The sequence below is a fragment of the Leptothoe spongobia TAU-MAC 1115 genome (assembly GCF_018739885.1).
In the GTDB taxonomy this organism is placed as follows: domain Bacteria; phylum Cyanobacteriota; class Cyanobacteriia; order Phormidesmidales; family Phormidesmidaceae; genus Leptothoe; species Leptothoe spongobia.
This window is the reverse complement of record NZ_JADOES010000024.1, coordinates 51885-70482: the sequence shown is the minus strand read 5'-3', so window position 1 is coordinate 70482 and position 18598 is coordinate 51885. Positions and strand designations below refer to the sequence as shown.

Annotated in this window: 20 protein-coding genes; 11 read left to right on the top strand and 9 right to left on the bottom strand. The window is 49.6% G+C overall.

Features of this window, described 5'->3' with window-relative positions:
• The first annotated feature begins 56 nt into the window (after window positions 1–56).
• The 5 genes from IXB50_RS13175 to IXB50_RS13155 all read left to right on the top strand — a co-directional run bounded on the left by IXB50_RS13175 (window position 57) and on the right by IXB50_RS13155 (window position 3970).
• The gene (locus IXB50_RS13175; RefSeq protein ID WP_215609440.1) at window positions 57–563 is read left to right on the top strand and encodes a hypothetical protein; all 507 of its coding nucleotides are present in this window, start codon (window positions 57–59) and stop codon (window positions 561–563) included.
• Window positions 560–1141 carry a hypothetical protein gene (locus IXB50_RS13170; protein WP_215609439.1) on the top strand — a complete coding sequence of 194 codons (582 nt, stop codon included), beginning with the start codon at window positions 560–562 and terminating at the stop codon, window positions 1139–1141. The genes IXB50_RS13175 and IXB50_RS13170 overlap by 4 nt, the downstream gene beginning before the upstream one ends.
• A 6-nt stretch (window positions 1142–1147) precedes the next feature.
• Window positions 1148–1837: a hypothetical protein gene (locus tag IXB50_RS13165; protein ID WP_215609438.1), complete on the top strand. Its 690-nt coding sequence runs from the start codon at window positions 1148–1150 to the stop codon at window positions 1835–1837.
• A gap of 89 nt (window positions 1838–1926) precedes the next feature.
• On the top strand, window positions 1927–2229 hold the full coding sequence (locus IXB50_RS13160) for a hypothetical protein (RefSeq protein WP_215609437.1): 303 nt from the start codon (window positions 1927–1929) through the stop codon (window positions 2227–2229).
• Between the two features lie 352 nt (window positions 2230–2581).
• The gene (locus tag IXB50_RS13155; RefSeq protein ID WP_215609436.1) at window positions 2582–3970 is read left to right on the top strand and encodes a DUF4335 domain-containing protein; all 1389 of its coding nucleotides are present in this window, start codon (window positions 2582–2584) and stop codon (window positions 3968–3970) included.
• Window positions 3971–4005: 35 nt separating this feature from the next.
• On the opposite strand, the gene IXB50_RS13150 is transcribed toward IXB50_RS13155, so the two are convergent.
• The 3 genes from IXB50_RS13150 to IXB50_RS13140 all read right to left on the bottom strand — a co-directional run bounded on the left by IXB50_RS13150 (window position 4006) and on the right by IXB50_RS13140 (window position 5253).
• Window positions 4006–4449: a ferredoxin gene (locus tag IXB50_RS13150; RefSeq protein WP_215609435.1), complete on the bottom strand. Its 444-nt coding sequence runs from the start codon at window positions 4447–4449 to the stop codon at window positions 4006–4008.
• Window positions 4450–4566: 117 nt separating this feature from the next.
• Entirely contained in the window at window positions 4567–4962 is a 396-nt protein-coding gene (locus tag IXB50_RS13145; RefSeq protein WP_215609434.1) for a DUF1257 domain-containing protein, read from the bottom strand.
• Between the two features lie 78 nt (window positions 4963–5040).
• Window positions 5041–5253: a DUF2997 domain-containing protein gene (locus IXB50_RS13140; protein ID WP_215609433.1), complete on the bottom strand. Its 213-nt coding sequence runs from the start codon at window positions 5251–5253 to the stop codon at window positions 5041–5043.
• Window positions 5254–5619: 366 nt separating this feature from the next.
• On the opposite strand from IXB50_RS13140, the gene IXB50_RS13135 reads away from it, so the two are divergent.
• From IXB50_RS13135 to IXB50_RS13125, 3 genes are all read left to right on the top strand, one after another.
• Entirely contained in the window at window positions 5620–6075 is a 456-nt protein-coding gene (locus IXB50_RS13135) for a nitrate reductase associated protein (protein ID WP_215609432.1), read from the top strand.
• Between the two features lie 117 nt (window positions 6076–6192).
• Entirely contained in the window at window positions 6193–6741 is a 549-nt protein-coding gene (locus tag IXB50_RS13130) for a hypothetical protein (RefSeq protein ID WP_215609431.1), read from the top strand.
• Between the two features lie 145 nt (window positions 6742–6886).
• Complete coding sequence (locus tag IXB50_RS13125; RefSeq protein ID WP_215609430.1) at window positions 6887–8455, top strand: Hsp70 family protein; 1569 nt, start codon at window positions 6887–6889, stop codon at window positions 8453–8455.
• A 40-nt stretch (window positions 8456–8495) separates the two neighbouring features.
• Here the strand turns inward: IXB50_RS13125 and IXB50_RS13120 are convergent, their stop codons facing one another.
• A complete protein-coding gene (locus tag IXB50_RS13120; RefSeq protein WP_215609429.1) occupies window positions 8496–9089 on the bottom strand; it encodes a hypothetical protein in 594 nt (197 codons plus the stop codon).
• 169 nt (window positions 9090–9258) lie between these two features.
• Between IXB50_RS13120 and speA the strand changes: the two genes are divergently transcribed.
• Window positions 9259–11235 (top strand): biosynthetic arginine decarboxylase, encoded by a 1977-nt coding sequence (speA, locus tag IXB50_RS13115; protein ID WP_215609428.1) that lies wholly within the window; start codon window positions 9259–9261, stop codon window positions 11233–11235.
• Window positions 11236–11311: 76 nt separating this feature from the next.
• Here speA and IXB50_RS13110 read toward each other — a convergent pair whose 3' ends face one another.
• Complete coding sequence (locus tag IXB50_RS13110; RefSeq protein ID WP_215609427.1) at window positions 11312–13216, bottom strand: serine/threonine phosphatase; 1905 nt, start codon at window positions 13214–13216, stop codon at window positions 11312–11314.
• A gap of 224 nt (window positions 13217–13440) precedes the next feature.
• On the bottom strand, window positions 13441–14088 hold the full coding sequence (locus IXB50_RS13105) for a pseudouridine synthase (RefSeq protein WP_215609426.1): 648 nt from the start codon (window positions 14086–14088) through the stop codon (window positions 13441–13443).
• Between the two features lie 97 nt (window positions 14089–14185).
• Between IXB50_RS13105 and IXB50_RS13100 the strand changes: the two genes are divergently transcribed.
• Entirely contained in the window at window positions 14186–14500 is a 315-nt protein-coding gene (locus IXB50_RS13100) for a hypothetical protein (protein WP_215609425.1), read from the top strand.
• A gap of 85 nt (window positions 14501–14585) precedes the next feature.
• Here IXB50_RS13100 and IXB50_RS13095 read toward each other — a convergent pair whose 3' ends face one another.
• Complete coding sequence (locus tag IXB50_RS13095; RefSeq protein WP_215609424.1) at window positions 14586–15509, bottom strand: tetratricopeptide repeat protein; 924 nt, start codon at window positions 15507–15509, stop codon at window positions 14586–14588.
• Between the two features lie 550 nt (window positions 15510–16059).
• Between IXB50_RS13095 and IXB50_RS13090 the strand changes: the two genes are divergently transcribed.
• Window positions 16060–17205 carry a hypothetical protein gene (locus IXB50_RS13090; RefSeq protein ID WP_215609423.1) on the top strand — a complete coding sequence of 382 codons (1146 nt, stop codon included), beginning with the start codon at window positions 16060–16062 and terminating at the stop codon, window positions 17203–17205.
• 31 nt (window positions 17206–17236) lie between these two features.
• Here the strand turns inward: IXB50_RS13090 and IXB50_RS13085 are convergent, their stop codons facing one another.
• A complete protein-coding gene (locus IXB50_RS13085) occupies window positions 17237–18421 on the bottom strand; it encodes a homocysteine biosynthesis protein (RefSeq protein ID WP_215609422.1) in 1185 nt (394 codons plus the stop codon).
• A 2-nt stretch (window positions 18422–18423) separates the two neighbouring features.
• A complete protein-coding gene (locus IXB50_RS13080; RefSeq protein WP_215609421.1) occupies window positions 18424–18597 on the bottom strand; it encodes a hypothetical protein in 174 nt (57 codons plus the stop codon).
• Window position 18598 lies beyond the last annotated feature (1 nt).

The following is an 18598-nucleotide window of genomic DNA, read 5'->3' as shown; positions in this document are numbered from 1 at the left end:
GTGGACGTTCAGTGACCCGTGTCTATCGCCCCCTCCGTCGTTGCTACACCTAACGGGTGAGCGCCAAACGCTGGCCGTTTTCTAAGCCCACGGGTGTTGTTTTAAGTCTGCGAGTTGAGCGCTTAAACACCGAATTTAGGCAGCTCGACATAAAACACACGTTGACCCATCAGGCCCATCGGTTCCGCTTCGAGTTGACACAACCCTCGCAGCTCTTAGTTCAGGTATCATCCACGATTGCCCAGGCGAAAGGATGGCATCGAGCCGGATATCTGGCTCACATTCTGCGCGAGGCTCCTATCGCGAATCCCATCGCTGATGTTGAGCGACTCTACTTTGGTCAACAGTATCTCTCGATTCCATGGACTGGACTGGGCTACTACCTGGAGTTTTGGCCCCATACCTGGATATCGAACTATCGGATCGAGGTATGGGCACGAGAATCGAGCACCCTTGAAACCACGGTCAGTGTGCAAAACCAGATTGGATTGTTGTTGTTCCAAACGGGTGACAACAGTCCCGAACCATTCACCTTTTTTGGAGTATCTATTCTCTTTCCGTGAGTCAAGAGTTTTCTGAACTACCGGAGTTAGTATCTCCTTTTAAATCTGATGATCAAATTCTTGTTGTCAGAGGAGGGCAAACCTACCGGGCAAGCCTTGACCCCAGCTTTGCCCTAGGGACTCAATCAGGCTCTAGGGCTCTAGAGTGGGTGGTCTTCCAAATCAGAAATACCTACGGTCAAGAGGGTGGTGCCTTTCACCCACCTAATCAATGGTTATCCCGACCCTTCAACTTTAAATCCACCGGCTTCGGCAGTATCACGACTGGTGGGCAGCTGGTTTTACCCTCTGGCAATTATTGTTTCAGAGGATGGACAACTGGTATGGAAAATGGTCGTATGCGGGGCCGTTTTCGATCGATGGATTCTCTCATTAATTGGCCCAGTGCTACGACCTATTCCTTGCATTACTCCTGGCATATTCCTATTGAGGGGGTGTTTACCATTACTACTCAAACCACCTTTGTGCTGGAGATGCGGTGTGACCGGGATCGTTCGAAATCTTGGGGCTATGGCTATGAGTCCCAAATCTCTCCTGAGCTATATGCCTCATTGTTGTTCTTTCGTAACTCTCTTTAATTACCTATGGTCTCTACTGTTAAACAATCGGCTGTCGATGCCTTAAGTTTGCTCTCTCAAGTCCTACCTATGGCTCCGGATGCCGCCATTCAAGAAGTGGCGGTTGCCCTCAACTCTCGTATTGATCAGCAGGCACAAGACATCTCCACTAACCAGACGTTAATCCAGGAACTGCAAATACAAGTTGCTGAGCTACCTAATCTCCAAGAGGCTGAGCGGCAGGAAGTTCTGACACTGATTCAAGAGAACCTTCCTAATCTGGATTTGAGCTTCAATATCAACTACCTGGGTGAACCAGTTGATGGACAAGTTTTCTTACAAATGCTTGCGGATCAACAGGCAGCTAAGCCCATTGCCGTTGATGAAGTGCAGCGGACAGACGGCTATGTCACCAGTGCCAAAGTGTTAATGAGTGATGCCTCTGAGCAGACGATTACCTTTGAGCGCACGACGTCAGAAGATGGCACCGTTGCTACCTACACCGGCAGGATCTCTGATGGCGCGGGCGGTGTGGTGGATGGCTATCAGATGAAGTTCAATGTGTCTAAGCTCAGCGTGGCTGGACTATCCCTCACTAAGACCTGGGACCAGGACTTGATCAGTCACCGATTGTTTGCAACTGGCTTATCCATTGAATTTGAAGCGGTTATCCCAGCGGGTGCTGGTGATGCTCCCGACACCTTGGGGACTGCGTAATCAGGCGCAGAGCCCAAGGAAAGATGTAAGCGTTGTCATCTGAGAATCTAGGCCGGTTTTCCGGCCTTTTCTTGTGCCAGGAGGTGAATATGCAAGTTTTTATCAACCAGCTACCACTCATCATTACGATTCTCACGGCTCTGGCAGGTGTAATCGGTTGGGGAATTGGCAGAGTCCGTCGAGGCTATGGTCTAGAACGGGATATCAATCATCTAAAGCGCGACTATGAGACGCTGTCTACCAACTGCAGCAAGTTATTTACTGAGTTAGAGCGACGGTTGGACCAAGCTGAAAAAGAGCTAGCCATCCTGAAAGCCGTCAATCAGGCGTTGATCGCCCAAGGTCCCAGAAGTCAGGCTGAGCATGTCTTTAGAGAATGTGACACGGCGTAACGGGCATGAGCGTTTGGGTTTTACACTTGCCTTCGACTTGTAAGCTCTCTGCTGTAAAGCCTTGAGTCAGTATAGGCGGTTGCTATCGAATTCGATAATTTTGATGCTGAATGTGAGGGTGAGTGTATCAACGTCTGCCGTGCTGAAATGACGAAAAGTGGTCAGCAAATTTAAGCCAAAAATAAGCCAGCTCCATAGCCGTCTTTTTACTTGGCATACCCAGAAAAGCATTCAGCGATTCCACCCGTTTCCCTAACGGTAACCGCCCTAGGCACTACGGATATGTGCTAGTAAGCTATAACCGTAGCGCCTAGCCTGTTCAGATGCGGTTCATCTGACCCGATAACCAGAGATGTCCACGGTTTTACCCATCAACACCCAGCGCTATGAGTCTGGCGACTATACCCTGGAGGTAACGGCCCATCCTTCGGCGCTATCCCAATGGAGCGATCGCACCGTGGTCCGTCAGCTTCGCTTTAGCCTATGGTCAGAACAACCAACAAGAAAGCGACTAGCCACAGGCGATCAGCTCCATCTAGTCGCCCTCAGCGACACCGTCGAATCCTATGTACAGCGCCACCTAACCCAGCAGGCATGGCCCCAAACCCATAAATTAAAGCTTTTAGACCAGGATATAAACCTGAGTACCCTGCAGCTATTTGATCTAGCAGAAGTGCTCAATGCCTACGGCCAGCGACAAATCATATTGCCCAAGGCACCCGTCGCCAAGCGGCGGTGGCGCTCACGCTGGTGGACTAGCTCCGCCGTAGCCTCTCTATTAGTCGCTGTCGGTGTCACTACCGCCTATCTTCAGTACAGACCCGCTGCCTTTAATCAAACAGAAACTGCCCAGGTTCCCAAAGCCGTTTTTGAAGATGAGGTGGGTTCAGCCATAGCCCCCAATGCGGCAGCACCCAATGCCGCACCTGAAGCAAGTTCAGCACCAGCGGCTGAGGACCTAGATGCACTAACGGCTCAGGGAGAATTGCCTAAATCAAAGACACCTAGAGAGATAGATGAATCACTTGAGCTGAGGGTCCGTAGAGATAGGGGGCCTGCTGGTAATAATCATAGGTTGGCAGCAGGCCAGTCTCCGTCACGTCAGCAGGAAACAGAGTCTGAAGCCTTTAATAATGAGGTCGCACCTGCAGCTCCACAACCACAATCAGAATCTCTAGCCGCAGATTCCGAGGAGGCCTCTGATGAGGGCTCATCTTCTTTGAGCACGGCAGATCCCTTCTCGGTAGAACATAGTGAACTGGCCGGAGCGCCTGCAGTCCCTGAATCAGCCCCCCAACCGCCTGCTCCAACCGCGCCTACCAGCGACATTACGGTCTTATCCGAAGCTCCGCAAGAGTCAGTAACGGCTCCTGCAGAATTGGAATCGTTAGAGGCAGATGATACCTTTGCCGATGCAGCGGCGGCCGATGCTTCTGGGCATGGACAACGGGGAGCGCCTGCTCGGATTGGGCAACTAGATAATGAGACTCATAGGGAAACCTTAGACGCGATCGCAACCCAGCTAGCTCCCTATCAACCCACGGGCGTAACCTATCCGCTGGTATATCACCTCCAGATTGCACCAGATGGCAAGATTACAGCTATTGAACCGATCAGTGAAAATGCGCCTGCGATCGCACCCTCTAACCAGGTCGTTACCCCAGCCCCTGGTCGGTCTCTCCGCGTAGAGCTGATCTACACGGGGACTAGTCGACCTTTAGTTAATGAATTATTTGAATAAGGTTGGCCGCACCCATTGCCAATGGACCGCCTATCCTACGACTTGTCTTTTTTCTTTTTTTCTGCGCGGTTTTTACGATGGGTCAATCCTTGATTGACCGGGAATCCGACCACAGGAATCACCTGATGCCGCCGTTCTTCTTCTAACGTTTTCAGCTTTGTATAATCCACCCAGTGAATACAGTTCACCGGACAGGTATCAATCGCTTCTTGAATCAGTTCTTCCTGATCGCCGTCCTGACGTACCACCCGCGCCCGACCGTAGAGCGGTTCTATATAAAACGTGTTGTGAGCCACATGGGCACAGTTTTTGCAACCAATGCAGGTCAACTCGTCCACATAGACGCCCTTTTGACGGACCGCTCCACCCAGCTCTGGCTCCAGGCCGCTACGATCGCCTGCATTCCTGAGTAAACCACCTAATTCTGGTTCCAGTCCCGAGCGTTCAATATCGTTGGGAGGATCGGTTGGCAAAGTCATTAATCGTTACTCCAGTCGTACAAGGGCAGCTCCCAAAAAACTAAAGGCGACTTGAAGCAATATGCCTCAGAGCCGCCCTGCCAAATCAGCTTGTCTTTGACATTGTCTTTGACAACTTTAGTTCTGGGCCCAGCGCTGTAGAACTAAGCGAATGGAGCCATCCTTAGCAGTCTTCTGCTCAGCTACCTGGAAGCCTTGATTGGAGGTCTCAGTCAAAACGGTGTGGTAAGCATAGCGCTGTGTCACCTGGTTTAGAAAACCATCTACTGACAGGGACTGCTGCCAGTATTGAACATCAGCTACCAGCTCATAGTTACCCGTATCAGCATTCTGTTTGAAGCCGAGATCGTAACCATTATCTTGTTCGATAACGACCTCAGCTGTTTCAGTCTTACCCTGATAGCCACGTACTGTCTGTGGACCGGCTTTCCAGTCGGCACCCATGTCAGTTAACGCAGCCTGCAGAGCAGGAAGATTGCGAATCTTGGTTTTGATCTGGCTAAAGTGCGACATCTTAAACCTTTTATTTCATCGAAATTAACAACATGGCTGTGCGGCCCACGGTAGCGATTTGGCTTGGGTAAACCCAACCTACCAGCTACTGTAATTGGCCTGGGAGTCTGTCTGCTCAGTGGTCAGTTGGTTGCCCTGGGCATAAAACTCAGACGTCTTCTCCTGGGATAAGACCTGACCTAACTGAGCTTCAACAGCAGCAGTTACCTCAGCACAGGAACGACCAACGATACCTGTAACCAGCTCTTTGACCCGACCATCGGGGTAAATAACAAATTCCAGTGTTTCCAAAAGGATTCACCTCTTATGGAGAGCGCCTAACTAGGAGCAAGGTCATAAACAAACCATAACTAAAAGATAGTTAAAACTCCATACAAAAAGTTAATACGGAGCATTGAAAGTCGGAGTGCTTACCCTAGTTGTATTTTAGTGTTGCGCAACTTTCTGGAGCAGTCAAGCAGAGGGGCTGTAGGGATCAACAAGCATCGTAAATGTGTTACAAATCTCAATGATTTTTGATTGTTTAGTTATTTGGATCACCAAAGTCTTATGAATTAAGGATGTTTTATTGAGTATGCGCAATGGTTTACGTGATGATTAGACACAATTAGACACATTATCTAGTCTGTCAAAATCAACTTTCTGGGGTGAGCGTGTATGGCATGGGGTGGTTTTCAGTTTGAACAGGAGTTTATTGGTTCGCTACGTTGTATTCCAATGTCGGTGCGGCTCAAGTTAGATACCTGTGGTGTCAAGCTCAAACTCAGTCACTGGAATCAGTTCACCCAAGCTGAGCGGCAGGCATTAGTTGCGATGGCCTGTGATACACCAGAAAGTACTCAGGCTTATCAACAGCATTTGCAAGCCCTGGTGACCCATTACACGGGAGGGCGAGCTAAAGAAATTGAGGTTCCGGCTCAGCCCCCCTGGTTAGAGTCAATCGTCCCTGACCAGGTAAAACGGCAGGCCACGGCCCATAATTTGGAGATTGCAAATGAGACCTGGCAGGCGTTAATGCCGGCTCAGCGGTTTGCTTTGATTAAGCTCAGTCGCCCTAGCCATGAAAATCAAAATTTTATGCCGGCCATGAAGGAGTTTGGTCTGGTGAATTGAACAGCGAGTTGAACCGTAAATTGAGCGTTGTTCCTATCTAGAAATCCGATCTAGGGACGCAAAGCTATAAAATCATTACCAGCACGGCGTGATGTCGGTTTATCGTTTTTATTTTTTATGAATAACCGCCCCTTTAATAACCAAGGTTTAAAAGTACCTAGACCCGCAGGCAGACCTCGTCAATCAGGCATTCCTTGGTCACTTTTAGCGCTAGTTCTAGTCCTGCATGTGGCGGTAGGCATCTTTTTATCTGTGTTTTCTCCCCCTTATTGGGTCTGGCCATTGGCGTTTGGGGGCACCCTGATTCAAGCTTTTGCCCTCGCCGGTCCCAAAGCACTGTCAGCCTTACAGGGATTTCGAATTATTCTGGCTCGTGCTGTAACCTGTCTGGGAACAGCGCTGTCGGTGGTTGCCTTGGCCATTGCCGTTGGCTTTGGTGGGACTAATGATATTGATAGTATTCGCTTTACTCAAACGGGGATGGCAATATTTGGTATCAATTTAGGCGTTTTATTACTGACAGCTATTTGTAGTGTATTGATTGCCTACATTGGCGATCGGCTGCTGTTTAAGATGGGGCGTGTTCGCGGTGGTTTAATCATCCTTAGTTTTTGCTTTCTCGGGATGTTTATGGGGGGAGCGTTAGGTCTTGCGATCGCCAGCTGATAGCATTTTAGAATCAAAACTTGAGAGAGGAAATGGGTCGGTCATTGCTGAACTAAAGCGGATTCTTAAGGTCAGTAATCCCAACCATTAGTTTTGATGTTCAAACGAAAATACTCTGAAAAGATAATAGGCTCTATTATATTCAATGGTTTTAGCGATTGACTTTGGCACTAGCAACACAGTGCTCTGTCGGTGGAATGCTGCCACCCAATCCTCTGAAGTATTAGCCTTAAATACTGTTTCGCAACGTACCTCGGGGCCAGCTGTGGTGCCGAGCTTGCTCTATGTGGAAGACGCTCAGCAAAATCAGGTTTTGATTGGTCAACCAGTGCGCGATCGCGGTTTAGACCGGTCCGACCGTTGCTTTAAAAACTTTAAGCGGGGTATCGGTACATCCATCCAGGGGTTTTTGCCGGATTTGGATGGTTGCACCCTATCCTTTGAACAAGTGGGGGAATGGTTTTTAACCCAGGTGATCGACCAGGTAAAGCAACAGGAAGAGGGTCTGGATGAGCTAGTTCTGACCGTTCCTGTAGATAGCTTTGAAACCTATCGCAGCTGGCTAGGCACCCTCTGTCAAAGGTGGGATATCAGTCGTGTGCGGATGATTGATGAACCCACGGCAGCGGCGTTGGGGTACGGCATCACGGACAATAAAACGGTCCTGGTGATTGACTTTGGTGGGGGTACCTTGGACCTGGCCACGGTGCAGCTGAGCGGGAGACGGTCCCAGGCCCTGGGCTACATTCTCAAATGGGGACAGAAATCAATGGGCAACTCGGCCCAGCAGGTTTCAACGGCAAAGGTATTGGCAAAAGCAGGCGAAAACTTAGGGGGGGCCGATATCGATCAGTGGGTGGCTCAGTATCTGTGTGATCAGCATGGTCTCCCCATGTCTTCCCTGATTCTACGTTTAGCAGAACAGCTCAAAATTCAGCTCTCCGCTACCCCCAGCGCTAATGAAAGCTACTTCGACGATGAAACCTTTGAGAGCTATGACCTCACCCTGACGCGGGAGCAGTTTGATGCCATCCTGCAACAGCAAGGATTTTTTGAGCGTTTAGATGAGCGCCTCACCCAGGTCCTACAGCAGGGCCGTCGCCAGGGGGTGGATGTGGCTGATATTGATGCGGTGCTACTGGTGGGGGGAACGACTCAAATCCCTGCTATCCAAAGCTGGATCCATACCCAATTTGATGGCACTAAGGTTTGCTGTGACCGTCCCTTTACAGCGGTTTCCTCTGGAGCCCTGCAGCTACAGCAAGTCAAACTGACGGATTTTCTATACCATGGCTACGGTATACGGTTTTGGGACCGACGTAATAACTGCCATGGTTGGCACTCGATTATTCCCCAGGGACAAGCCTACCCGATGATTCAGCCTGTGGAGTTAGTCCTGGGTGCCTCGACGGAAAAGCAGCCCAGTATTGAGCTGATTATTGGCGAGTTGGGAAGTGAGCAGGGCAGTACTGAGGTCTATTTTGAGGGTAACCGTCTGGTCACTCGACGGGCTAAAGCGGGTCAGGCTGCAGCCCAATCGTTGAATGAAAAAGCACCTAACATTGCTACCCTGACTCCTCCTGGTATGCCCGGAGAGGATCGCATCAGGTTAAGCTTCACTGTCGATCAGGATCGGTTGCTCAAGGTAACGGTCGAAGATTTGCTGACTGAAGAGGTCCTAGCTAAAAATCAGGCAGTTGTAGAGCTGTCCTAACCTACTTCTCTTGGGTGGCTTCTTCCTCTAGACGCTGTACCTACTTCTCTTGGGCGTCGTCTTCCTCTAAACGCTGTCTGAGTTCTGCACCGGCCTGTTCTGCTTCAGCCTGGGTTTTGGTAATGATGAAGGTTTGGGTGGCCAGCAGGACGATGACAAACAAAATTCCCGATAGGGTAAAGCTCAGTTTGGTGGAGGGGATACTTTGACCTAGGGCATAGATTGCGATCGCAAACACCGTAGCCAAATAAATTTTGCCCATCACCGGCATCGCCGATGCCGACCAACAGAGGGCCACTAAAATCGCATTAAAATATAAGGCCAATAGCCCTAAATGAATGCGTCTGGCATAGATTCGCTGGCCCCGTTTACGATTACCCGCAAACGGTAGCTTTAACCGGTTACCGGTAGAGTTCAACACATCCATCAAGATGTAGAACACTGGAATGATGACGCTAGACACAATGACTAGCAACTGAGGAGGGGCCTGTAGCGTTTGATTGATGGCCTCCGATGACAGCGCTAAATTAACGGCCTGGCTAAAGAGAAACGCCGCAATAGCCGCTACTAACAAAATCAGAAAATCAACTCCCAAGACAGGGACAACCGATATTGGGGCGTTGCGTGTTTTCATAAACTGAGTCTAGTTCCCTTGTAAAAATACGTTTTAGTATGCCGAGTAATCTACTTACAGCTAAAATACCGCAGCGTCAGTTAGATAATGCAGATTGACTGATACACGTACAAATAAGCCAGGGATAAATTTAAACTAGCATTACACCTTTGTTAAAGGAAACACATTGATGACTTCAGCTCCAGTTTCAATCGATCAACACAAGGTGAACACCGCTGCTAATGAACTATCCCGTCCTGCCGAAGTCTCTTCAGAAAGCTCTGCCTGGACTATTGAGGAGAGTGAGGAACTCTATCGCATTAACGGTTGGGGGGAGCCCTATTTTTCCATCAATGCGGCGGGGCATGTGATTGTTTCACCCCAGGGTGATCGAGGCGGTTCCATCAATCTACATGAGCTGATCCAGGCCCTGCAGGTGCGCAAACTATCGCTACCCATCCTTGTTCGTTTCTCCGACATTCTGGAAGACCGGATCGAACGACTCAATTCTTGTTTTGCCAAAGCCATTACCAAATATGGGTATGACGGTTGTTATCGAGGCGTTTTTCCGGTCAAATGTAACCAGCAGCGTCATCTTGTAGAAGATCTCGTCAAGTTTGGTCAGCGCTACCAGTTTGGGTTAGAGGCAGGGTCTAAACCTGAACTGATGATTGCTCTAGCTACCTTAAAAACACCTGGAGCTTTGTTGATATGTAATGGCTATAAGGATCGGGCTTATCTGGAGACGGCCATGCTGGGACAAAAGCTAGGTCAGCAGCCGATGATTGTTTTAGAACAACTGGATGAGCTGCCCCTGGTGATTGAGATCAGCCAACAGCTAAATATTCGTCCCCGATTGGGAGTACGGGCCAAGCTCTCTGCCAAGGGCATAGGCCGCTGGGGAGGCTCTGCTGGTGATCGGGCAAAATTTGGTCTGACAATTCCTGAAATTTTGACGGTGGTAGAACAGTTAAAGGCCAATGACATGTTGTCATGCTTACAGCTGCTGCATTTTCATATTGGTTCCCAAATGTCATCCATCAGCATTATCAAGGATGCTCTGCGGGAAGCCTGCCAAATCTATGTGGAACTGGCTAGTCTTGGGGCCAATATGCAGTATCTGGATGTGGGCGGTGGTCTTGGTGTGGACTACAACGGTTCTAAAACCAATGTTCCAGCGTCTAAAAACTACAGTATTCAGAACTACGCCAATGATGTTGTTGCAGAGGTAAAAGAAGCCTGCTCTGCCAAGGATGTGCCTGTGCCCACACTGATCAGTGAGAGCGGTCGTGCCATTGCCTCCCATCAGTCTGTGTTGGTTTTTGACGTGCTGGGCAGCAGTGAGGTGCGCCCCCAGGTACCCTTTGAGCCTTCGTCAGAGGATCATGCCATTCTCAAAGAGCTTTACGAGGCCTATCAAAGTATTAATCCTAAAAATTATCAAGAGGTGTTCCATGATGCCGAACAGTTTAAGGGTGAAGCGGCGAGTTTATTTAACTTTGGCTATCTAAGTTTGACTGAGCGGGCCAGAGTGGAAAATCTCTTTTGGGCCTGTTGTCAGAAGATTATTCAAGTGCTACGCCAGGAAACCTACGTCCCTGATGATCTGGCTGATCTGGAGAAGATGATGGCCTCTATCTACTATATGAATCTCTCCGTATTTCAATCGGCACCGGATACCTGGGCGATCGATCAGCTATTTCCCATCATGCCTATTCATCGTCTGAATGAGGAACCCACCTGTCGGGCCACATTGGCGGATCTGACCTGTGACAGCGATGGTAAAATCGACCGGTTTATTGATTTGCATGGGGTGAAGTCAGTGTTGGAACTCCATGAGCTCAACCATGACGAACCCTATTATCTGGGCATGTTTCTCAATGGTGCGTATCAGGAAATTATGGGGAATTTGCACAATCTCTTTGGGGATACCAACATGGTGCATATTCAGGTCACACCTCAGGGATACACCATTGAACATGTGGTAAAAGGAGATACCATGAAGGAGGTTCTGAGCTATGTACAGTATGACTCTGAGGACCTCGTCGAACAGATTCGACGGCGGTCAGAGGTATCCCTCAAGGAAAAACAAATTACCCTCATTGAGGCTCAGCTACTGTTGCAAAACTATGAAGAGAGTTTGAACCAGTATACGTATTTGTCCTAGGGGGTGGGCACCGTTGCCCACCGTTTGTAGAGGCGTTGCATGCAACGCCTCTACAAACGATTTTGAAAAGGGTCTCCTAAATCGACTGTAGTTTAGATAGATCGGGTTTAACCTTGAGCTTCACCACCAGAGCCGTGATGTTGTCATGGCCATTATGCTCATTTGCCAGCTCAATTAGGTCAGCCACCCCTTCTTCAATCCCTTTATGACCTCTGAGAATAGGTTCAATATGGGTAGAGCAATGGGTCTCTAGCAGTCTGTCATCGCTAAGACCGTCGGAGCACAGCAGTAGTAATGTATCTTCGGTCAAATTGAGATAGTTAAAACTAGGATCCAGGGCATCTTCCCCACAGGGACCCAGGGCCTGGGTGAGCTGATAAGCATCAGGTCTAGCATAGGCAATAGAGGGTTCTACCCCCCGCTTGATTTCTCGCTGGCCAACTTCATGATCCACCGTAATCTGCTGGAGGCCCAACCGTTTGGTGTAGCGGTAGAGACGACTATCCCCCACATGGGCAGCCACGGCCTGGGTGCCCTTGACCAACAGCATGACCAGGGTGGTCCCCATGCGGGCACTACCGGTGCGCTCCTCTACCTGGTTTTTGTCGTAGATGACCTGGTTGGTGAGGCTAATGGCCTGACGTAGTTCAGGTTCATTGGGCAGCTCAGTTTGCCAATGTTCATCGAGATAGTCATGCAGGGTATCCACGGCCAGCTGACTGGCGATTTCTCCCCCGGAATGTCCTCCCATGCCATCACAGAGGATATAGGCACAGCGAGCATCCAGGGTTTGACTAGACAGGGTTTCCTTGCGACTTAGGGAGGATTGGATAAAGTAATTATCTTCATTGTGGTCGCGCTGCTGGCCCACGTGGGACTGTCCGGCATCTTCTAGCCCCGTTAGTTTCATGGGGAGCACCATTGTCGGTGAATCGATGCTATCCATGCCGGCATCTTCAGTCAGGTCGATACCTTCTAAACCTGGAATATCTAAGTCTTCTAGAACATTGGCCGACGGTGTAGTTTCTGAAGGCGTTGTGGAAATATCGGTGCCTAGCTGATACCGGTCTGCGATCGCAACCAATGTTTCCTTGAGCAGATCAAGCTCATCCACTTTCCCTTCAGTTACCTCGGCGGCTAGCTCAATCAGATCGGCCAGGGACTGCTCATTGGACTGGAGCAGAGACTGCCAGAGCAGCCCCATATCGGCCAGTCGATAGTCATTGCGATAAGGTCCCATCTCAATACACCGCAAGCACACAATCTGATCTTCATCCATACACAGATTGCTAATGTTGAGTAAACTGCCCTGACCTTTAAAACTGGCCATGGCTTCCCACAGTTCGACCATGACGTAAAAGCTGTGAACCTGCTGCAGAGGGTCGAGGGTAGCCTGCTGCCAAATAGTCAATAAATCCGGTAAATGCCGCCGGTCCTCAAGGATCAGAACACTATAGTTCGGTTCAATCCAGGCCTGCTGCAGTTCGGGGAGCGATGGGAAAAACCGACCGTGCAGAGCCAAATAAGGATAAGCCATCAGCGGCAGCAACTGAGTTTCGTCTGTGGCTGCTTCTAAGCTGACCAATGCAAACTGCTGGCGCTGCTCCAACAGAGAAGAGGCCATATCATTGGGCTTTGTATCCGTCACCTGGACTTCCATGGGCTTTTGACTATCGGTACTGAGGGATAAATCCTCAACCAACCGATAGCGCTGCCCAGAGCCTAGCCAATCTCCAGCTGTTTTAACGCCTACTGCATCTGCAGCCATCGGCATGACCTGATTTTCAGTCACCTGTTGCCAAATATCAGCGTCGTCATGATCCGACTGACTGCCCTCCATAGAGAGTGAACTCGCCAGCAACGCAACTGATGAAGTACCTGGTAGGATCAGCGCTCTCCAGAGCTGTAAGGGTGACCCACATGACTGGCAAAACTTGTGCTCAGTAGGATTATTAAATTGGCAGTATGGGCAAATGATCATCAGTGGATAGAAAAAGGCCGTTGACAATGACCGCAGATTAGTAAAAATAACGCTTTATCGTTCTGAGATAGAGCGTAACCATAATGACGATGCCATAATCCATTATTCCTAAAGTTAAAAATAGCCTTAGAAGCTAAAACCATTAAGAATGGGACATTACGACAGCGAAATACAATTCAGCATAGCCGATAAGAAATAAAGATGTTGATATAAGAGCAACCAAATTAATTGTAGCGTCGGCGAGGGCGAGAGCGGGAGCGCTTGATTTGCTGGGAATTAGGTTGGTCACAACCTTTTGTTAACTGATCTAATTTTGCTCGTTCACCTGATGTCAAATAGCGCCACTGCCCAGATTGTAGATGGTCCAGACGGAGATGACCAATACTAACGCGAATCAGCCGTAAAGTAGGAAAACCAACGGCAGCGGTCATGCGTCTTACCTGACGGTTCTTACCTTCTCGCAAGGTGAGCTTGAGCCAGGCGGTTGGGATATGTTTGCGAAATCGGATGGGGGGAGTTCGGGGTGGCAGTGGTGGGGCCTTGGCCAAAAGGTCTACCTGGGCTGGCAAGGTGGTGTAGTTGCGAATGGTGACCCCCCGGCGCAGTTGGTTCAAACTATCCGGATCGGGAATGTGCTCTACCTGAGCCAGATAGGTGCGGGGGTGGCGAAAACGGGGATGACACAGACGATGCTGTAGCTGCCCATCGTCTGTTAGGAGTAGTAATCCTTCGCTATCGCGATCCAGACGACCGACCGGGTAAACATCGGGGACTGAGATAAAGGATTTGAGCGTAGTGTGACCGCTGTCGGTAGCAGTGAACTGGCTCAAGACATCATAAGGTTTGTAAAAAATCAGATAGCGATAATCCATAAAAGCTATCAATTCTTGAAGCTGTATTGAGAAATGGTGAATTAAGTTAAGTCCCTAGATATGCTTGATAAATCTGATCCACATGAGTATGGCCAATATGAATAACGCCTCTAAGTACCGGTTTGTTTGCACTCTGACCTTTGGTGATATTTATGGTCAGATCATTGTCTGGCTGATTGTACTATTTCTGAGCCTGGCAACAGCCCTGGCGTTAATGGGGGCTAGTCGTCCTATTTATGCACTGGTGTGTGTAGGGCTAATTTTGGTGCTGTCACTACCATTTTTACTATTTGCGTTTGTTACTACCTTGATCAACCATATCGAATTTAGTGAAATGGATGCTGTGACGGCAGCAGATAGTCAAAGTCGCTCGTTTAGTAATCAGCAGATGTCGAGTCAGACAGTTGCCTAGGATTTGGGAAACGGCAGATCTTGGATGGAAGAGGGCAATAGGCATAAGATTTTGCCTGTTGCCCTCTTCCTCTATTTAGATTGTTTTATTCGGCGGTGTCTGGAGTTGAAGCTTCGGCAGGCTCATCTGGAGTTACCGCTGGTTCTGTCGTAGGCGTTGAAGCTGGGGCCGCATCAGCTGGCTGGCTGGCTTGGCCTTGATTAATCAACTGCTGGATCCGGTCTTTGAACTGCACAGGTGCCAGGGATAGGGCCGTTTCAAATAAGGGCTGAGCTTCGTCTTCTTTGCCGATTTCTCGGAGGATAAGACCCTTGGCCAGCATGGGACGAAAGTCTGGGTTTCCTCCTATGCTCTGGGCATCTTGGATAGCGGTATCGTAGGTTGCGATCGCATCATCATAGCGAGACTGCTCAGCATAGACCTGCCCTAGCAGCAGCTTGACTGCAATGACATCAATGGTCCCCGGCTGAATTTGGTTGGACTGATCCGCTGTCTTCAACGTGTCCTGCAAAAGACCCACCGCAGCCTGGGGACGCTCTTGCTGCAGTAGCAGAGTGACCAACCCTTGCAGGGCTTCCATATTCCCAGGCGTTGCTGTCAATACAGTGCGATAAGTTTGGGCCGCACCTTCTAAATCATTGAGCTGTTGCTTGGTTTGAGCCAAAAGTACAGAGTATCGAGGCTCTTGAGGATTTAATTCTGCCAATCTGGCCAGCGGTTCAGCCGCTCCTGCCAAATCGCCCAAGCCAACCCGTGCTTCTACCAGTCCCTCCAGGGCTGCTTGATTATCAGGCTCCCGCTGTAACACCAGCTCATAACCATTGGCTCGACCTTCTAGCTCTGCCTGGCGATCCGTTTCAGTCGGTGTGGATACAGCATTGTTGTAGCCGCCACCAGGATTCTGATCAAAAGCCGCTTGGATCAGAGGTCCGAGGGACACCGCTAGCAGTGCAGCAACAGCTATAAATAAAATTCCGCCAATCAGCCAGCGATTGCGCTTGACAGCCACGGGACTCCCTCCTTCAAAGCAACTTGCCCATATTAAACCCAAATGACCCAGTCCAGCTCGGCTCTCAATCTTGGTCTGCATTAACGTTCGTAAGGCTGATCGTTGACGCTGACATTTCCCAACATTCAGACTAAAAAAGAGTAAATATTTTTTTATAAATTCACCAAACTACTATCTAACTTAGTCAGATCATGAATAGTGAGGTTCAAGATATTTGATTGCGCAGAATATCCTTAAATTGAGCTGACATCTGTCAAAATCTGTGAATGGTAACCTAAAAGCGGCTATGAACTTTATGGACTGTCACCCTTTAGGGAAATTTTTTTTCAAGATAGGCTTGGTTTATTAATCTAAAAGCTGTTAGGTTCAACCAAATAGCATTCCATTCATATAAACTATTTCATTTGTATGTCTTCTAGATAAGGACAGACCAGATATAAGTAATAGGTCAGATATTCAAACCCGTAGACAACTCCATAACTAAAGTTTGAACACATAGTTCAAACTGCTAAGTAAGCTGATTTTCCTGATTGAGGAGGTTTCGAAATTAATGAGTTCTGCAGACAGTCGCCCCCCAGAAATGCCTAATACTGCATCCGATGGTAATCCGGATGATGCTAGCGCAGCTGCTGACTCTAATCGTCCTGCCCTCAAACAGCCGCCTAGACGACCTGTTAAGCCTGAGCCGCCCGTTGAGAAGCCGATTGAAGAGCCTGTAGAAAAAATAGTTGAACCGCCAGCTGCCGTGGAAGTGGTGGAGGTGGTGAAAGCCGTTAAGGTCAAAGAAACAACAGCGGCAGATGCTGCGGCAGATGCTGCGGCATCTGCCGCTGAACCCACTGAACCAGTTGAAAGCACCGATGTAACGACTGGTGAGTCGGAATCAGAGGGGGCAGCCCCAGAGGCACCCCCTGAGCCCCAGCCCAGGCTACAGCCGATTGCCCCCCCTAGCGAACCAATGCAGTATCGGGCCATTGGTCTATTAAAGGGGCGCTATGAGCCTTCTGAGGAGTCTTTTAATCGTGGCAACATCGTCAACCACGATGGGACCACCACCTGTGCGGTGCTTTTGGGACGGACTACGAGTCTTGTTAAAAAGCACTTGGATTTAGAAAAAGACCACCTATGGGTGGTTTATCCCCGCACTATTTTCCAGGACGATATTGGTATTGCTGTACAAATTGTCGGTGTTTGGGAGCCTGAGACTCTCGGAGAAGAGGACGATGAGACCATCGCAGCCCCAGAGGACGCTATTCAACCCGATTATTTTTCTATTCGGGGTGAAGTCGTCAAATTTGATGAGCGTAAACAGGAAATCACCGTCAGCATCGTCCAGAAAATGCGTACGGGTAAACAGCCCAAGCGTCCCTTTAAGCTAGTGATTAACGGCAGCATCGGTGTTAAAACGATCGGCTACTTCTGGGATATGCATGTGCATCGAGAAGGTAATCAGTTTGTGCTGAATGAAGGTAGCTATGTGGCCGCTGTCCCTCCCAAGAAACGCTCTAAGCGCCGCCCTGGTGGTAGCAGCGGTGGCGGTGGCGGTGGTAAGCGTCGACCACCGGCAAAGCGTTCTGGTGCCCCTAGGCCTAAACCCAATCTAGCCAAGGGGGATGGGGGCGAAAAACCCAACGTAGTCAAAGTGGGTGATAGTAGTAGCGCTGTTCCTGACACAGACAGCTCACAGGAGGATTGAGCCCTTTCCGGTTCACGGTCGTGTTTTTACCTCAATTGTTTTGGGGTAAAAACGCAGTCTGATTTGGCAAGGGGGCGACCGGTTCACTGAGTTCAAAGTTGCCCTGCATAATCCAATCTTTGAGTATAGTGGCAACCCTACAACCTAGATATAGGCTGGAAAGGGGGGCCGTTCTCACTCGACTACCGTTGATGGTCAGACGGCCAGATTTGAGTTGCTGATAGCTAACGAGACCAAAGCTGGGGCGGACTCGTCGAGGGATTGAAAAATCAATCACTGGGGCAACAATGTCTTGATCGCTAATGGCACAGCTCTGCATCACGGCCTCATCCAAAACTGGAATCGGGATCCCTACCCCTAACATCAGTGAGGGACCATAGCCGCTAAAGTAGCAGCCTCGTACCCACTCGGGTTGCATTTGTTTGGCATCACCAATCAGAGCGACGGTGGCTGATGGCCCGATGGGGGTGCCATTGGGTAAGCGCTTTTGCAGTGGAAAATGTTGGGTCCCTTCCCAGGCGATATAGCCAGGGGCACCACCGATAAATAGTCGGCTGCCAATACCGATTGTCCGCATCTGAGGATCATTGAGCATGGGGGAGAGGGCTCCCCCATTGGCATAGACTGCATTACCTAAAAAAGGCTGCAGTGGACCCAGATAGGTGAGCAGTGGCCGGTCACTGCTGTTCACACCTACGATAAAGTTTTGGTAAAGGTTGCGCGGATTAAAGAGGTAAAACTGATTGATGGTGTCGCGGGTGATGGAAATATCCAAAGTAGCGCGAGGATAGCAGTCGCTAACATGCCCCAGGGCTCTGAGATGAACTGATTTCCCGGCAATCAGCTGGGCGATGACATGCCCCCCCCCGCGCTCACTGGGGATATCACTCTCTGACGTATCCCCCCAGCGATTGCTACTCGCGACCTGGCTGGCTCCTAGGTAGAGATCGACGGCCCCAAACCCGGCATAGGCCATGATGCCATCTAGATAGCATTCACGAATATTAATGGGGGGATCGGTATGGCCCAGGTTAATGATGGCTCCTGAGGATTCCATGGGCTCAAAGGTGCCGGTTGTCACCACATCAACAGCCGCTGTGGCAGCTGCCACACCCATTTCGGCTACCTTGGTTTTGGTTTCTTCAACGGTCCATACGACAACACGACCTTCGCGAATTTTGTGATTGATTTCGGCAATGGTGCGGGTGGTTGCCATCGCTAACCCTGACTTAAACGACGCAGTAGTAAACCCCCAACGATGACTGTTGGGAGTAGCACCATGATCAGAGCAGCCGATTCGGATAGGGCAATGGTCGGGCCAACCCATTTGATCAGGACGCTGATCAGAGCGGACGCGATCGCAATTTTTAACAAGTACAGCCCGTTATCCATA

Bases quoted from the DNA above. Each gene is read 5' to 3' on its own strand.
- IXB50_RS13110 (WP_215609427.1), bottom strand. From the start codon at position 13,216: ATGATCATTTGCCCATACTGCCAATTTAATAATCCTACTGAGCACAAG.
- IXB50_RS13160 (WP_215609437.1), top strand. From the start codon at position 1,927: ATGCAAGTTTTTATCAACCAGCTACCACTCATCATTACGATTCTCACG.
- IXB50_RS13085 (WP_215609422.1), bottom strand. From the start codon at position 18,421: ATGGCAACCACCCGCACCATTGCCGAAATCAATCACAAAATTCGCGAA.
- IXB50_RS13150 (WP_215609435.1), bottom strand. From the start codon at position 4,449: ATGACTTTGCCAACCGATCCTCCCAACGATATTGAACGCTCGGGACTG.
- IXB50_RS13165 (WP_215609438.1), top strand. From the start codon at position 1,148: ATGGTCTCTACTGTTAAACAATCGGCTGTCGATGCCTTAAGTTTGCTC.
- speA (WP_215609428.1), top strand. From the start codon at position 9,259: ATGACTTCAGCTCCAGTTTCAATCGATCAACACAAGGTGAACACCGCT.
- IXB50_RS13080 (WP_215609421.1), bottom strand. From the start codon at position 18,597: ATGGATAACGGGCTGTACTTGTTAAAAATTGCGATCGCGTCCGCTCTG.
- IXB50_RS13135 (WP_215609432.1), top strand. From the start codon at position 5,620: ATGGCATGGGGTGGTTTTCAGTTTGAACAGGAGTTTATTGGTTCGCTA.
- IXB50_RS13155 (WP_215609436.1), top strand. From the start codon at position 2,582: ATGTCCACGGTTTTACCCATCAACACCCAGCGCTATGAGTCTGGCGAC.
- IXB50_RS13130 (WP_215609431.1), top strand. From the start codon at position 6,193: ATGAATAACCGCCCCTTTAATAACCAAGGTTTAAAAGTACCTAGACCC.
- IXB50_RS13100 (WP_215609425.1), top strand. From the start codon at position 14,186: ATGAATAACGCCTCTAAGTACCGGTTTGTTTGCACTCTGACCTTTGGT.
- IXB50_RS13120 (WP_215609429.1), bottom strand. From the start codon at position 9,089: ATGAAAACACGCAACGCCCCAATATCGGTTGTCCCTGTCTTGGGAGTT.
- IXB50_RS13105 (WP_215609426.1), bottom strand. From the start codon at position 14,088: ATGGATTATCGCTATCTGATTTTTTACAAACCTTATGATGTCTTGAGC.
- IXB50_RS13125 (WP_215609430.1), top strand. From the start codon at position 6,887: ATGGTTTTAGCGATTGACTTTGGCACTAGCAACACAGTGCTCTGTCGG.
- IXB50_RS13090 (WP_215609423.1), top strand. From the start codon at position 16,060: ATGAGTTCTGCAGACAGTCGCCCCCCAGAAATGCCTAATACTGCATCC.
- IXB50_RS13145 (WP_215609434.1), bottom strand. From the start codon at position 4,962: ATGTCGCACTTTAGCCAGATCAAAACCAAGATTCGCAATCTTCCTGCT.